The organism is Pseudomonas sp. GW821-FHT07F01, from assembly GCF_059418825.1.
This window is the reverse complement of sequence record NZ_JBWKQO010000004.1, coordinates 619,400-632,967: the sequence shown is the minus strand read 5'-3', so window position 1 is coordinate 632,967 and position 13,568 is coordinate 619,400. Positions and strand designations below refer to the sequence as shown.

At 64.3% G+C, this 13,568-nt stretch carries 16 protein-coding genes; 8 read left to right on the top strand and 8 right to left on the bottom strand.

Annotation, left to right across the window (positions count from 1 at the left end; all coding sequences use genetic code 11):
* The first annotated feature begins 63 nt into the window (after positions 1 to 63).
* On the top strand, positions 64 to 1,029 hold the full coding sequence (locus tag AC07R1_RS17400) for a CgnE/CgnB domain-containing protein (protein ID WP_125062207.1): 966 nt from the start codon (positions 64 to 66) through the stop codon (positions 1,027 to 1,029).
* A gap of 141 nt (positions 1,030 to 1,170) precedes the next feature.
* On the opposite strand, the gene rluB is transcribed toward AC07R1_RS17400, so the two are convergent.
* From rluB to AC07R1_RS17370, 6 genes are all read right to left on the bottom strand, one after another.
* Complete coding sequence (gene rluB / locus AC07R1_RS17395; RefSeq protein ID WP_015634611.1) at positions 1,171 to 2,361, bottom strand: 23S rRNA pseudouridine(2605) synthase RluB; 1,191 nt, start codon at positions 2,359 to 2,361, stop codon at positions 1,171 to 1,173.
* A 145-nt stretch (positions 2,362 to 2,506) separates the two neighbouring features.
* Positions 2,507 to 2,698: a DUF1289 domain-containing protein gene (locus AC07R1_RS17390; protein WP_053149705.1), complete on the bottom strand. Its 192-nt coding sequence runs from the start codon at positions 2,696 to 2,698 to the stop codon at positions 2,507 to 2,509.
* A gap of 77 nt (positions 2,699 to 2,775) precedes the next feature.
* A complete protein-coding gene (gene scpB / locus AC07R1_RS17385) occupies positions 2,776 to 3,789 on the bottom strand; it encodes an SMC-Scp complex subunit ScpB (RefSeq protein ID WP_019093745.1) in 1,014 nt (337 codons plus the stop codon).
* Positions 3,790 to 3,801: 12 nt separating this feature from the next.
* A complete protein-coding gene (locus tag AC07R1_RS17380; RefSeq protein WP_077933579.1) occupies positions 3,802 to 4,620 on the bottom strand; it encodes a segregation and condensation protein A in 819 nt (272 codons plus the stop codon).
* Complete coding sequence (locus tag AC07R1_RS17375) at positions 4,621 to 5,250, bottom strand: L-threonylcarbamoyladenylate synthase (RefSeq protein ID WP_011059935.1); 630 nt, start codon at positions 5,248 to 5,250, stop codon at positions 4,621 to 4,623.
* Positions 5,251 to 5,263: 13 nt separating this feature from the next.
* On the bottom strand, positions 5,264 to 6,124 hold the full coding sequence (locus tag AC07R1_RS17370) for a PHP domain-containing protein (RefSeq protein ID WP_011059934.1): 861 nt from the start codon (positions 6,122 to 6,124) through the stop codon (positions 5,264 to 5,266).
* Between the two features lie 87 nt (positions 6,125 to 6,211).
* On the opposite strand from AC07R1_RS17370, the gene AC07R1_RS17365 reads away from it, so the two are divergent.
* From AC07R1_RS17365 to AC07R1_RS17340, 6 genes are all read left to right on the top strand, one after another.
* Positions 6,212 to 6,808 (top strand): septation protein A, encoded by a 597-nt coding sequence (locus AC07R1_RS17365; protein WP_011059933.1) that lies wholly within the window; start codon positions 6,212 to 6,214, stop codon positions 6,806 to 6,808.
* Position 6,809: 1 nt separating this feature from the next.
* Positions 6,810 to 7,109 (top strand): YciI family protein, encoded by a 300-nt coding sequence (locus tag AC07R1_RS17360; protein WP_011059932.1) that lies wholly within the window; start codon positions 6,810 to 6,812, stop codon positions 7,107 to 7,109.
* 110 nt (positions 7,110 to 7,219) lie between these two features.
* On the top strand, positions 7,220 to 7,630 hold the full coding sequence (locus tag AC07R1_RS17355) for an SH3 domain-containing protein (RefSeq protein WP_019093743.1): 411 nt from the start codon (positions 7,220 to 7,222) through the stop codon (positions 7,628 to 7,630).
* A gap of 7 nt (positions 7,631 to 7,637) precedes the next feature.
* On the top strand, positions 7,638 to 8,315 hold the full coding sequence (locus AC07R1_RS17350; RefSeq protein WP_011059931.1) for a response regulator transcription factor: 678 nt from the start codon (positions 7,638 to 7,640) through the stop codon (positions 8,313 to 8,315).
* Between the two features lie 143 nt (positions 8,316 to 8,458).
* Positions 8,459 to 8,896 (top strand): Spy/CpxP family protein refolding chaperone, encoded by a 438-nt coding sequence (locus tag AC07R1_RS17345; RefSeq protein WP_015634603.1) that lies wholly within the window; start codon positions 8,459 to 8,461, stop codon positions 8,894 to 8,896.
* Positions 8,897 to 8,962: 66 nt separating this feature from the next.
* A complete protein-coding gene (locus AC07R1_RS17340; RefSeq protein ID WP_011059929.1) occupies positions 8,963 to 10,303 on the top strand; it encodes a sensor histidine kinase in 1,341 nt (446 codons plus the stop codon).
* Positions 10,304 to 10,384: 81 nt separating this feature from the next.
* Here AC07R1_RS17340 and AC07R1_RS17335 read toward each other — a convergent pair whose 3' ends face one another.
* A complete protein-coding gene (locus AC07R1_RS17335) occupies positions 10,385 to 10,951 on the bottom strand; it encodes a nitroreductase family protein (RefSeq protein ID WP_011059928.1) in 567 nt (188 codons plus the stop codon).
* A 122-nt stretch (positions 10,952 to 11,073) separates the two neighbouring features.
* On the opposite strand from AC07R1_RS17335, the gene AC07R1_RS17330 reads away from it, so the two are divergent.
* Positions 11,074 to 12,528 (top strand): TrkH family potassium uptake protein, encoded by a 1,455-nt coding sequence (locus tag AC07R1_RS17330; RefSeq protein ID WP_011059927.1) that lies wholly within the window; start codon positions 11,074 to 11,076, stop codon positions 12,526 to 12,528.
* On the opposite strand, the gene AC07R1_RS17325 is transcribed toward AC07R1_RS17330, so the two are convergent.
* Entirely contained in the window at positions 12,485 to 13,546 is a 1,062-nt protein-coding gene (locus AC07R1_RS17325) for an AraC family transcriptional regulator (protein WP_011059926.1), read from the bottom strand. The genes AC07R1_RS17330 and AC07R1_RS17325 overlap by 44 nt on opposite strands.
* Positions 13,547 to 13,568 lie beyond the last annotated feature (22 nt).

Genomic DNA, 13,568 nt, shown 5'->3' with positions numbered 1-13,568 from the left:
GGCGCCCAGACCGGTGCAGGCCTGGTGCCTGCGCCGGTCACCTTTGTCCTCCAGGGAGGTTTTATGGACCAGACCCGCGCCATCCGCCATTTCCTGTACTACCTCGAGCGGCATCCGGCCTTGAGCGGCGCCCAGCCCTCCAGGGTGGTGATCGGCCACACCGCCGAGTACCAGGCCATGGTCAGCGCTATCCTCGAACAGTCGCGCCAGGCCACCCCACTGACGGTCAGCGCCCTGCGCCTGGACCAGGAGCCGGCGGCGACCCTTGCCCAGGCCATCATCGACTGTGACCTGTACATCTTCTTCTACGACTCCTCGACCCTGCCCCAGCCACGCCCCGACGGCCCGGAGTTCCTGCGGCCACTGCATGGGCTGATGGCCGAGCACTGGAAGAAGTCCCTGCTGTTCAAGGATTACGGCGAGTACTTCTACGACACCTTCAGCGTCGAACCGCAACGCATTGCCGACCTCAACGCCACTCTGATCCGCCGCCTGTCCCAGGCCACCACCCTGAGCTTCAGCGACCTTCAGGGCTCATATTTCGAAGCGCCCTTGAACAGCGTGAAGAAATGGACCGACATCAACGGCGTCGGCAACTACGACCTGGCACCGGGGGAAATCGCCACCCACAGCGATGCCATCAACGGCCATGTGAAGTTTCTCGGCACCTTCCTCAGCACCATCCCTTTCGCCCGCAAGTACGGGGTGCTGAAAGCACCGCTGGAACTGTGGATCGAGAACTCCAGCATCAGCCGGGTGGCCACCGAGGTGCCGGGGCTGGCCAATGACTTCAACAAGTACCTGGATGCCAACCCGTCCAACCGGCGCATAGAGGAACTGGGAATCGGCACCAACGAGGGCATCAGGTCCCTCTACGGGCGCAACTCCGGCTTCGAAGAGCGCCATTGCGGCCTGCACCTGGGCCTGGGGGGCGGCGCCAAAGGCAGCCATCACCTGGACCTGATCTTCAGTTCCGGAGTGCTGGCGGTGGATGACAAGCCTGTGTTCGACGGCCAGTTCGCCTTCTAGCGTAGGAGCTGGCAAGCGAAGGCCGCTATCAGCCTGCGCAAGCCGGGCGGCCTGGTTCGCCGGCAAGCCGGCTCCTGCGCAGTTGCAGGCAAAAAAAAAACGCCAACCCGGAGGTTGGCGTTTTTGTCGGCAGGCCGGGAATCACTCCGGCTTGCGGCGACCAAAACCGGGACGCTGGCCGGAACCGGCCGGGGCGCCACGGCGCTTGCCGGAAGGTGCGTCCTTGTCCAGCACCAGGCTTGGGCGCTTGGACTTGGGCGCCGGCTTGGCCGGACGCTTGGTGTCCGCCGGGCGGTCGGCCACCGGAGTGCCGCGGCCAGTAGCCGGACGCGGAGCACGGGAGCCACGCTCGCCATCCGGACGGGCAGCCGGCTTGCGGCCAGGACGCTCGCCTTCGATCTGCGGCTCGCGGGAAACACGCGGGGTGGCCGCGCTGCCATTGGCCGGACGCAGGGTGCGCACGCGCTCGCTCTTGCCCACCGGACGCGAGGATTTGCGCTGCATGCGCTCCAGCTTGTCCTTGGACTTGGCATTGAGCTGCGGCATGGCCACCGGCGTCAGGCCGACTTCGGCGCTGAGCACATCGACTTCGTACTGGCTCATTTCGCGCCAGCGGCCCATGGGCAGGTCGGAGTTGAGGAACACCGGACCGAAGCGCACGCGCTTCAGGCGGCTGACCACCAGGCCCTGGGATTCCCACAAGCGGCGCACTTCACGGTTGCGACCTTCCATCACCACGCAGTGGTACCAGTGGTTGAAACCTTCGCCACCGGGCGCCTGCTGAATGTCAGTGAACTTGGCCGGACCGTCTTCGAGCATGACGCCGGCCTTGAGGCGCTCGATCATCTCGTCGTCGACCTCGCCACGCACACGCACTGCGTACTCACGGTCCATCTCATAGGAGGGGTGCATCAGGCGGTTGGCCAGCTCACCGTCGGTGGTGAACATCAAAAGACCGGTGGTGTTGATGTCCAGGCGGCCAATGTTGATCCAGCGGCCTTCGCGCGGACGCGGCAGCTTGTCGAACACGGTCGGGCGGCCTTCCGGGTCGTCGCGGGTGCAGATCTCGCCGTCGGGCTTGTTGTACATGATCACGCGGCGCACCGATTCGGCGGCCTCTTCGCGCTTGATCACCTTGCCATCGATGGAAATGGCGTCATGCAGGTCGACGCGCAGGCCCAGGGTGGCCTCTTTGCCGTTGACCTTGATCCGGCCCTGGCTGATCCAGGACTCGACATCGCGGCGCGAGCCGACGCCGATGCGGGCGAGGACTTTCTGCAGTTTTTCGCCGGCTGGACGGATTTCCTGGTCGTTCTGATCGGTATCGCTCATCTGGGCACCTCCCGGTGTGTCGCTTCAGGCTTGAGCGGCCTGAAGGGTGGAAAACAGGGTCTGTGGCGAAGGGATCGCCAAAGGGTCGCGAATCATACGCTCATGGCGGCGGTTGCGCATCACAGACTAGTTGATAAGTCGCCCCTCAGGACTTTTTCCGCCGGCCGGTGGCGCGCAATTGCAGCAGGCGCATGGCGGCTTCAGCCAGCACTTGACGGCGCTCGGCCTTGTCGAGCTTCTTCCAGGTCTTGATCTCACGCTTGCTGCGCCCGCAGCCGATGCAGATGTCATCGCTGAACTTGCACACGCTGATGCAGGGATCCTTGGCAGAACTCATCCATCACCTCTGTAGGAGCCGGCTTGCCGGCGAAAAAAACCGCCAGCCATGCGCCGAGCCGGCCAGCGACTACAAGGTCAATCGTCCAGCAGGCGGCGTTCGTTTTCGATGGCTTCGGCCAGGGCCAGGGCTTCGGCCTCTTCCTCGCTCAACTGCGGCGTAGCAGGCTCCAGTGCGGCTACTGCGGCGAGCAACTTGGCCCGGGCCTCGGCCACGCCCAGCACATCATCCTCTGCTTCGACCGGCGGCCGGTCCTCGGGTTCGACCGGGAATTCATCGGGCTCATCGGCGAGGAACTCAGATTCGGTCCGGGCCTCCTCCTGCGGGAGATCCGGCACCGGCTCTTGCACTCCTCCCTGCTCCGGTTCCACCACACCATCACGGTGCAAGTCTTCGAAGTCGGTCTTGATCCCCTCCTCCATGGAGTCCAGCTCCAGCAGCAGGGTATGGAAGCTGGTTTCTTCCTTGGGTTCCTCCGGCTCGGCGCTGGCATCGGCCAGTTGTTGCAGGTGCTCGGGCACCGGCGCGTCGTCGAATTCCAGTACCGGCTCGGCCTCGATCTCCCGCAGTTCCGCCAAAGGTGGCAGGTCGTCGAGGTTCTTCAGGTTGAAGTGATCGAGAAACGCCTTGGTGGTAGCGAACATCGCCGGCTTGCCCGGCACGTCGCGATACCCCACCACGCGGATCCACTCACGTTCCAGCAAGGTCTTGACGATATGGCTGTTGACCGCCACGCCACGCACGTCCTCGATCTCGCCCCGGGTGATGGGTTGGCGATAGGCGATCAGGGCCATGGTTTCCAGCATGGCGCGCGAGTAACGCTGTGGGCGCTCTTCCCACAGGCGGCCGACCCAGGGCGCGAACTTCTCGCGGATCTGCAGGCGATAGCCGGAGGCCACTTCCTTGAGCTCGAAGGCCCGCCCTTCGCAGGACTTGCCGAGCAGGGCCAGGGCTTTCTTGAAGACCGCCGGGTCCGGCCGCTCGGCTTCTTCGAAGAGCTCGAACAGGCGTTCCAGGGACTGGGGTTTTCCCGAGGCCAACAGAAAGGCTTCGAGCAGGGGCGCCAGCTCGCGGGGTTCATTCAGGTTCATGATTTAAGCTCGTTATTCGGCTCGCGCCCGTACGTGGATGACCGCAAAGGGCTCATTCTGCACCAGCTCGACCAGGGATTCCTTGACCAGTTCGAGGATCGCCATGAAGGTCACCACCACCCCCAGGCGCCCTTCCTCGGCGGTGAACAGCTCGACAAAGGGCACGAAACCGCCGCCCTTGAGCCGCTCCAGCACATCGCTCATGCGCTCGCGGGTGGACAGCGCCTCGCGGCTCACCTGATGGCTTTCGAACATGTCGCCACGGCGCAGCACCTCGGCCATGGACATCAGCAACTCTTCCAGGGCCACATCCGGCAGCAGCTTGCGCGCCCGGGCCTCCGGGGCGTCGAGCTTGGGCACCAGCACATCGCGACCGACCCGGCTCAGGCCGTCGATGCCCTCGGCGGCCGCCTTGAAGCGCTCGTATTCCTGCAGGCGGCGGATCAGTTCGGCCCGCGGATCGTCCTCTTCTTCCTCGACCTCGGCTGAGCGCGGCAGGAGCATGCGCGACTTGATCTCGGCAAGCATTGCCGCCATCACCAGGTACTCGGCGGCCAGTTCCAGGCGCACCGACTGCATCAGCTCCACATAACCCATGTACTGGCGGGTGATCTCCGCCACCGGGATGTCGAGGATGTTGATGTTCTGCTTGCGGATCAGGTACAGCAGCAGGTCCAGCGGGCCTTCGAAGGCTTCGAGAAAGACTTCCAGGGCATCCGGGGGGATGTACAGGTCCAGGGGCATTTCCATGACCGCCTGGCCGTAGACCATGGCGAAGGGCAGCTCCTGCTGGGCGCCGGCCTGGTCGTCGACGGTTTCCACTGCGGACATCTAGGCCTCGGCCATGAACGGCGCGGGGTCGCCGCAACCGACGCGGATCACTTCCGGCTCGCCGTCGGCGAGGTTGATCACCGTGGACGACTCGGTGCTGCCGAAACCGCCATCGATGATCAGGTCCACCTGGTGCTCCAGCAACTGGCGCATCTCGTAGGGGTCGCTCAGGGCCTCGGTATCACCGGGCATGATCAGGCTGACGCTCATCAGCGGCTCGCCCAGCTCGGCCAGCAGCGCCAGGGCGATCGGGTTGCTCGGCACCCGCAGGCCGATGGTCCGGCGCTTGGGGTGCAGCAGCAGGCGCGGCACTTCCCGGGTGGCGTTGAGAATGAAGGTGTAGGGCCCCGGCACATGGGCCTTGAGCAGACGGAAAGTGCCCGTGTCGATCTTGGCGAACAGGCCCAACTGCGAAAGGTCGCTGCAGATCAGCGCGAAGTTGTGCTTGTCGTCCAGCTGGCGCAGGCGTCGAACCCGTTCGATTGCGCCCTTGTCGCCCATCTGGCAGGCGACGGCGTAGGACGAATCCGTGGGATAGATCACCACACCGCCGCCGCGAATGATCTCGACGGCCTGTTTGATCAGGCGTGGCTGGGGGTTTTCCGGGTGGATCTGGAAAAATTGACTCACTGTCTCTACCTGTTCAGGCGGCAATAATTGGCTCATGTTTGAACCGACACCAAAGGGGCGGCAGGTCTTCCGGGACCGGGCGATACTCACCAATCTCGGACCAGCCTCCAGGGCCATGAAAGTCACTGCCAGCGCTGACCAGCAGTCCGAATTCACGAGCAAGGATAGCCAAACTGCCCACTTGCTCTGCAGGTTGGTGGCCATTGACCACTTCGATAGCATGACCACCGGCTTGAATATAGTCGGCAATCAAGCGGCGACGCTTGCTGCGGGTGAAATCGTAATGCCAGGGATGGGCCAGGCTGACCCAGGCCCCCGCGGCCCGCAGTGTGCCGACGGTTTCTTCCAGGGTCGGCCAGTGCTGCTTGACGTCCCCCAGCTTGCCGGCCCCCAGCCATTTGCGAAACGCCTCGGCGCGATCCTTCACGAAACCGGCACGCACCAGGTAGTCGGCAAAGTGCGGCCGCGCCGGTGCATTGCCACTGTCTCCCAGTTCCTGCTGGATCGCCCGGGCGCCTTCCAGCGCTCCCGGCATGCCCTTGAGGGCCAGCTTGCGGCTGATCTCCTCCGAACGCAGCCAGCGGCCTTCGTGGAGCTTTTCGATGGCTTGCACCAAAGCCGGGGCCTGGGTATCGAAGCCGTAGCCCAGCACATGGATAGTGGCGCCGCCCCAGGTGCAGGAAAGCTCGACGCCATTGACCAGCTGCATGCCCAGTTGCTGCGCCGCCTGGCGCGCTTCGTCCAGCCCCTCGAGGGTGTCGTGGTCGGTCAGGGACAGGATTCGCACGCCTCTCTCGTACGCACGCGCAACCAGAACCGCGGGCGCCAGGGCGCCGTCGGAGGCCGTGCTATGGCAGTGCAAATCAACATTCACAGGACGATAAAACCTCAAGTCAGCTGGCGCTTTCGCTACCAAGGATGTTTGTTATTATGCCGGGACATCCTGCTTCTGGCTGCCACTGTGAAACAATTCATCGACTTCATCCCGCTGTTCCTGTTTTTCATCGTCTATAAAATTGATCCCCGCGTCGTCGACCTTGCCGGTCACGAAGTCACCCTGGGCGGCATCTACAGCGCCACAGCGGTGCTGATCATCAGTTCACTGGTGGTGTATGGCGCCCTGTTCATCTCCCAGCGCAAGCTGGAAAAAAGCCAGTGGCTGACCCTGATCGCCTGCCTGGTCTTCGGCAGCCTGACCCTGGCCTTCCACAGCGAAACCTTCCTCAAATGGAAAGCTCCGGTGGTCAACTGGCTGTTCGCCCTGGCCTTCATCGGCAGCCACTTCGTCGGCGACCGCCTGCTGATCAAGCGCATCATGGGCCACGCCCTGACGTTGCCAGACCCGGTATGGACCCGCTTGAACATCGCCTGGATCGCCTTCTTCCTGTTCTGCGGCGCCGCCAACCTGTTTGTCGCCTTCACCTTCCAGAGCATCTGGGTCGACTTCAAGGTCTTCGGCAGCCTGGGCATGACCGTATTGTTCCTGGTGGGCCAGGGTATCTACCTCTCGCGCCACCTGCATGACGCCGATCCCACCACCCCGAAAACCGAGGACTGACATGCTTTACGCAATCATTGCCACAGACGTCGCCAACTCCCTGGAAAAACGCCTGGCCAACCGGCCGGCGCACCTGGAGCGGCTGCAAGTGCTCAAGGATCAGGGGCGCGTGGTACTCGCCGGCCCGCACCCGGCGATCGACAGCAATGACCCGGGCGCGGCCGGTTTCAGCGGCAGCCTGATCGTCGCCGAGTTCGACTCCCTGAGCGCCGCCCAGGCCTGGGCCGACGCCGACCCGTTCGTGACCTGCGGCGTCTACGCCCATGTACTGGTCAAGCCGTTCAAGCAATCGATGCCGTAAATCCTCCCGGGTGCGATGAACCTTCGCGGTTCATCGCGCTCTCAATCGCTCATTATTCTCGTTTGACTGCCGACAACCTGCCCAACACTCGATTGGAATCAGGAGTTTCGATGCGCCAAGGTCCGCTGTGCCTGCTGTTGGTCATGTTGTCGATCGGGGCTCCAGCCCTTGCCGAGGAAACCCAGGACACCGGCCATTCCACGCCGCTGTCCCTGAGCGCCGGCAGTCAGATCACCGAGTTGCAGCAACGCTTGAAAGAAAGCGAGCGCCTGCGCGATGAACTGAGCAAACAATTGCAAAATACCGATGCCGAACGGGAAAGCCCCCAACTGACCCGCTTGCGCCAGGAGAACCAGCGCCTCAAGCTGCAACTCAAAGAGGCCCAGGCCAACCCGGCACCCCGCCTGTTGACCGATCAACAGCAGTGGTTCGTCACCGGCGGCGGCGTGGCCCTGCTGGCCCTGCTCTGCGGGATCTTCGCCAGTGGCGGGCATCGCAAGCGTCGACAATGGCTAAATTGAGAGATTCATGAGCGACCTGTTACTGATTGATGATGACCAGGAGCTGTGCGAGCTCCTGAGCAGCTGGCTGAGCCAGGAAGGTTTTCTGGTGCGGGCCTGCCACGATGGCCTGAGCGCCCGTCGCGCCCTGGCCGAAACGGCGCCGTCAGCGGTGGTACTGGACGTGATGCTGCCCGACGGCAGCGGCCTGGAGCTGCTCAAGCAACTGCGCAATGAGCACCCCGACCTGCCGGTGCTGATGCTCTCGGCTCGTGGCGAACCCCTGGATCGCATCCTCGGCCTGGAACTGGGTGCCGACGATTACCTGGCCAAGCCCTGCGACCCCCGTGAACTCACCGCCCGCCTGCGTGCCGTACTGCGCCGCAGCCATCCGGTGGCGGCCTCCAGCCAGATGGAACTGGGCGACCTGTGCTTCAGCCCGCTGCGCGGTGTGGTCAACATCGACGAGCAGGACATTACCCTGACCGTTTCCGAAAGCCGCCTGCTCGAAGCCCTGCTCAAGCAACCGGGCGAGCCCCTGGACAAGCAGGAGCTGGCGCAGATCGCCCTGGGCCGCAAGCTGACCCTGTATGACCGTAGCCTGGACATGCATGTCAGTAACCTGCGCAAGAAGATCGGCCCGCACCCCGACGGCCGTCCACGGATCGTCGCCCTGCGCAGCCGCGGCTACTACTACAGCCTCTGATCCCGATGTGCCCTGGCAGATATGTCAGGGCCGTGAAATACCTTCTTTACCCAAGCTTTACCCTCCGCTGACTGCCGCTGACCTTGATCTGGGTAACCTGAACTCATCCGGAACTTACCGGGAATGAGACAAGGAGACACACCATGCGCAAGACCCTGATCGCTCTGATGTTCGCCGCCGCCCTGCCAACCGTGGCCATGGCCATGCCGGAAGGTCACGGCCCGATGGGCCCCATGGACGGCCCTCGGCACAGCGAGCACATGCGCGGCAAAGGCCCTTTCAGCCAACTGGACCTGAGCCGCGAACAGCGCCAGCAGATCGGCAAGCTGATGGGCGAGCAAATGCACGACCGCAAGGCCGTGGTGGAAAAGTACCTGGAGAAACTCTCGCCGGCCGACCAGAAAGCCATGAAGGATGAGCTGACCGCCAAGCACCAGAAGACCCAGGCCGATATCCGCGCCCTGCTCAAGCCAGAGCAGCAGAAAGAGTTTGACGCCATCGTCAAGAAACAAGAGGAGCGTCGCGCCGAATGGGCCGAGTTCAAGGCCTGGAAAGCGCAGCAACCGCAAAAAGCGCAATAATGCGCTAGCGTCCACCCCCAGCCCAGTGGCCTCCCCCCACTGGGTTTTCGCGTTCGAGGAGTTCCTGTGCGTTCATTGTTCTGGCGCATCCTGGCCAGCTTCTGGCTGGCCATCACCCTGGTTGCAGGGCTGTCGATCCTGCTCGGGCACATGCTCAACCAGGATGCCTGGATCCTCAGCCGTCACCCCGGCCTCAACAGCCTGACCGAGGAATGGACACAGACCTACGAGAACCAGGGCGAGGACGCTGCCCAGGACATCCTCCAGCAGCGCAAGCGCCAGTACCACATCGATGTCCAGGTGCTCAACGAGAGCGGCGACCCGGTGGTTCGCGGCACCTTCCCGCGCCGCGCCGCGGCCTTCGAAGCCCGGCAGAACAATGACGACCGGCACCTGCCCTGGCGCCGCCTGACAGCGGAGTACACCAGCCCGAAAACCGGCGACACCTACCTGTTCATCTATCGCATCCCCCATCCGGAACTGGACGCCTGGCACCGCGACAGCCTGACCTGGCCCCTCAGCGCCCTGGCCATCGCCCTGGTGGTGCTGACCCTGTTCAGCCTCCTGGTCACCCTGTCCATCACTCGTCCCCTGAGCCGCCTGCGCGGCGCGGTACACGACCTGGGCCAGGCCACCTACCAGCAGAACAGCCTGGCGCGCCTGTCCAACCGCCGCGACGAATTCGGTGTACTGGCCCGGGACTTCAACCGCATGGGCTCGCGCCTGCAGAGCCTGATCGGCAGCCAGCGCCAACTGCTGCGGGACGTGTCCCACGAACTGCGCTCGCCCCTGGCCCGCCTGCGCATCGCCCTGGCATTGGCGGAACGGGCCGCCCCCGAAGAACGGGAAAAGCTCTGGCCGCGGCTGACCCGCGAATGTGACCGCCTGGAAGCGCTGATCAGCGAGATTCTGGTGTTGGCCCGGGTCGATGCGGACAACGCCAGCGCCGAAGAAGTGGACCTCAACGCCTTGCTGGTCGCCGTGCAGAAAGACGCGCAACTGGCCTGCCCGGAACAGCCGGTGCTGATAACCGCCCCGCCACAGCTGCACCTGCGCGGTTGGCCGACCATGCTGGAGCGGGCAGTGGACAACCTGCTGCGCAACGCTCAGCGCTTCAACCCCGCCGGGCAAGCGATCGAAGTCACGGCCCAACGCCAGGGCGAGAAGATCCAGATCAGCGTGCGCGATCATGGACCCGGCGTAGAAGCCGAGCACTTGAGCCAGCTGGGAGAGCCCTTCTTCCGCGCCCCGGGGCAAAGCGCTCCGGGCCATGGCCTGGGGCTGGCCATCGCCCGCCGCGCCGCAGAGCGTCACGGTGGCAGCCTGCTGCTGGCCAACCACCCTCAGGGCGGATTCATCGCCACCCTGGAACTGCCCCTGGTCCCCGGCGCCGTGGTGCAGGCCTGAACGCAACGCGGGCAAGCCGCTGCCGCCGGGTCCGGCAACAGCGGGCTTGCCCGCGAGGTAAACAGCGTTAGAAGAGGAAAATCAGGCCTTGGCAGTCCAGGCGCTGACGAACTCGGCGGTATCGACCTTGGGGGCGATCCGCGGCTCATTCAGCGGCGTGCCAAGATACAGGAAGGCAATGATCTCTTCGCCGTCCTCCAGGCCCAGGCCCTTGGCTACATGGGGCGAGTAGGACAACTCGCCAGTACGCCACACCGCGCCGATCCCCTGGGCGTAGGCCGCCAGCAGGATACCGTGGGCCGCGCAGCCCGCTGCCAGCAACTGCTCGCTCCTGGGCACCTTGAAGTGCTCCTGCAAACGGGCGACCACCACAACCACCAGTGGTGCGCGCAGGGGCATGGCCCGGGCCTTGTCCAGGGCCGCCTGGGTCACTTCGCCGCCCTGCAGCTGTACCGCCTCCACCAGCAACTCGCCCAACTGCTCGCGTGCCGCACCTTCGACGGTAAGGAACCGCCAGGGGCGCAACTGGCCATGATCCGGCGCGCGCAGGGCGGCGGCGAACAAGGCTTCGCGCTGCGCGGCGCTAGGCGCGGGCTCCACCAGGCGCGGCACGGAAACACGGTTGAGCAAAGCGTCGAGAGCCTCCATCGGCCACCTCCTGAAAAAAATGTCCGGCCATTCTAGCGGGATCTGCCGGCCGGGTGCCGGTTTACATGCCCTGCCCCGCAGGTAGAATGGGCGCCCTTCATCTACCAGCCCGAGCGGAACACATGGCGTTGCCGACCTTAAGGATCATTGGTTTCATCATCGGCATCTTCCTCATCACCCTGGCGATCGCCATGGTGGTGCCGATGGCGACCCTGGTGGTCTTCGAACGTACCGGCGACCTGCCGTCCTTCCTCTGGGCCAGCATGATCACCTTTATCGCCGGCCTGGCCCTGGTGATCCCCGGGCGCCCCGAGCACGTTCATCTGCGCCCCCGCGACATGTACCTGCTGACCGTCTCCAGTTGGCTGGTGGTGTGCATCTTTGCCGCCCTGCCATTCCTGCTGACCCAGCACATCAGCTACACCGACTCGTTCTTTGAAAGCATGTCCGGCATCACCGCCACCGGCGCCACGGTGCTCAGCGGCCTGGACAGCATGTCGCCTGGGATCCTGATCTGGCGTTCGATGCTGCACTGGCTGGGGGGCATCGGCTTCATCGGCATGGCGGTGGCGATCCTGCCGTTGCTGCGTATCGGTGGTATGCGCCTGTTCCAGACCGAATCCTCGGACCGCTCGGAAAAGGTCATGCCGCGCTCGCACATGGTCGCCCGGCTGATCGTCGCCACCTACGTGGGCATTACCATCTTCGGCAGCCTGGCGTTCTGGTGGGCCGGGATGAACGTGTTCGATGCCATCAACCACGCCATGTCGGCGATCTCCACCGGCGGTTTCTCCACCTCGGACGATTCCCTGGCCCACTGGAAACAACCGGCGGTGCACTGGGTGGCGGTGGTGGTGATGATCCTCGGCAGCCTGCCCTTCACCCTCTATGTGGCCACTTTGCGTGGCAACCGCCGGGCGCTGATCAAGGATCAGCAGGTCCAGGGCCTGCTCGGGCTGCTGCTGGTGACCTGGCTGGTACTCGGCACCTGGTACTGGTGGACCACCAACCTGCACTGGCTCGAGGCCCTGCGCCACGTGGCGCTGAACGTGACGTCGGTGGTCACCACCACCGGCTTCGCCCTGGGCGACTACAGCCTGTGGGGCAATTTCTCACTGATGCTGTTCTTTTACCTGGGGTTTGTCGGCGGCTGTTCCGGCTCCACTGCCGGCGGGATCAAGATCTTCCGCTTCCAGGTCGCCTACATCCTGCTCAAGGCCAACCTCAATCAACTGATTCACCCGAGGGCGGTGATCAAGCAGAAGTACAACGGCCATCGCCTGGACGAAGAAATCGTCCGCTCGATCCTGACCTTCTCGTTCTTCTTCGCCATCACCATCTGCATGATCGCCCTGGCCCTGTCGCTGCTGGGCCTGGACTGGATGACCGCCCTCACCGGTGCCGCCAGCACCGTGTCGGGCGTGGGCCCGGGCCTGGGCGAAACCATCGGCCCGGCCGGCAACTTCTCGACCCTGCCGGACGCCGCCAAGTGGATCCTGTCCCTGGGCATGCTCCTGGGCCGGCTGGAAATCATCACGGTGTTCGTGTTGTGTATTCCGGCATTCTGGCGTCATTGACCGGGGCCGGCGCGGCCTGTAACCGCGCCCGGTACTCACCGGGCGTGGCATCGAACCAGCGGCGGAATGCACGGAAGAAGTTGCTCGGGTCGGCAAACCCCAGCAAGTAGGCAATTTCCAGCAAGGTCATGCGCGGCTGCGCCAGGTACTGCTCTGCCAGTTCCCGGCGGGTGTCATCCAGCAGCGCCTGGAAGCTGGTGCCCTCTTCCTGCAGGCGCCGCTGCAAGGTGCGCTGGGACAGGTGCAGCGTCTGCGCCACCATTTCGCGCTTGGGCTCCCCCTGGGGCAGCAGGCGACACAAGACCTGCCGCGCCTTGTGGGTCACCCGGCTTTCGGAGAAGCGCGCCAGGTATTCGCCGGCGAAACGATCGTGCAGCAGGGCCATGGCCTCGTTGGCGGTGGGCAGCGTGGCCTCCATGTCGGCACGCTCGAAGATCAGCGCATCAAAGGGCGCGGCAAACACCAGGGGCGCGTGGAACATGTCCTTGTAGGGTTGCAGGTCACCGGGCTGCTCGCCCTGCAGCAACACCTTGCGCGGCTGCAACGCGCGCCCCGTCAGCCAGCCGCACAAGGCCAGGGCGCAGGCCAGCGAAGCCTCGGCACTTTGCCGGGTGGGCGGTAGATGGTCGCCATGCACCGTCAGGATCAGTGCATAGCCCTCGGGAAGAAGGCGGAAACTCAAGTCAGCGCTTTCGGCAATGATCCGCTGATAACGCACCAGCCGCTGAAACCCCTCCGCCAGGGTACGACTCGACATCAATGCATACCCGGCCACGTGAAAAGACGCAGGACGCACCACCTTGCCCATGTTCAGGCCGATCGCCGGGTTGCCGGAAAGCTCGACGGCGCGCTGCCAGAGCCGGGTCATGGAGTCCTGTGTGAAGCGCGCGTCGGGATCTTCCAGGGCACCGTAGTCGAGCCCCAGCTGCTTGAACAGGGCCCGGCAATCCAGGCCGTCCATCTCCAGGGCCTTGACGATTCCCAGGGTCCAGCTTGCAGAAGTCGTTCGTTCGCTCATGAGGGGTTCTTACATGATGAGC

Excerpts from the sequence above, each read along its gene's own strand:
- AC07R1_RS17360 (WP_011059932.1), top strand. The coding sequence starts at position 6,810 with ATGCTTTACGCAATCATTGCCACAGACGTCGCCAACTCCCTGGAAAAA.
- scpB (WP_019093745.1), bottom strand. The coding sequence starts at position 3,789 with ATGAACCTGAATGAACCCCGCGAGCTGGCGCCCCTGCTCGAAGCCTTT.
- rluB (WP_015634611.1), bottom strand. The coding sequence starts at position 2,361 with ATGAGCGATACCGATCAGAACGACCAGGAAATCCGTCCAGCCGGCGAA.
- AC07R1_RS17390 (WP_053149705.1), bottom strand. The coding sequence starts at position 2,698 with ATGAGTTCTGCCAAGGATCCCTGCATCAGCGTGTGCAAGTTCAGCGAT.
- AC07R1_RS17380 (WP_077933579.1), bottom strand. The coding sequence starts at position 4,620 with ATGTCCGCAGTGGAAACCGTCGACGACCAGGCCGGCGCCCAGCAGGAG.
- AC07R1_RS17325 (WP_011059926.1), bottom strand. The coding sequence starts at position 13,546 with ATGAGCGAACGAACGACTTCTGCAAGCTGGACCCTGGGAATCGTCAAG.
- AC07R1_RS17400 (WP_125062207.1), top strand. The coding sequence starts at position 64 with ATGGACCAGACCCGCGCCATCCGCCATTTCCTGTACTACCTCGAGCGG.
- AC07R1_RS17350 (WP_011059931.1), top strand. The coding sequence starts at position 7,638 with ATGAGCGACCTGTTACTGATTGATGATGACCAGGAGCTGTGCGAGCTC.
- AC07R1_RS17355 (WP_019093743.1), top strand. The coding sequence starts at position 7,220 with ATGCGCCAAGGTCCGCTGTGCCTGCTGTTGGTCATGTTGTCGATCGGG.
- AC07R1_RS17345 (WP_015634603.1), top strand. The coding sequence starts at position 8,459 with ATGCGCAAGACCCTGATCGCTCTGATGTTCGCCGCCGCCCTGCCAACC.
- AC07R1_RS17330 (WP_011059927.1), top strand. The coding sequence starts at position 11,074 with ATGGCGTTGCCGACCTTAAGGATCATTGGTTTCATCATCGGCATCTTC.
- AC07R1_RS17335 (WP_011059928.1), bottom strand. The coding sequence starts at position 10,951 with ATGGAGGCTCTCGACGCTTTGCTCAACCGTGTTTCCGTGCCGCGCCTG.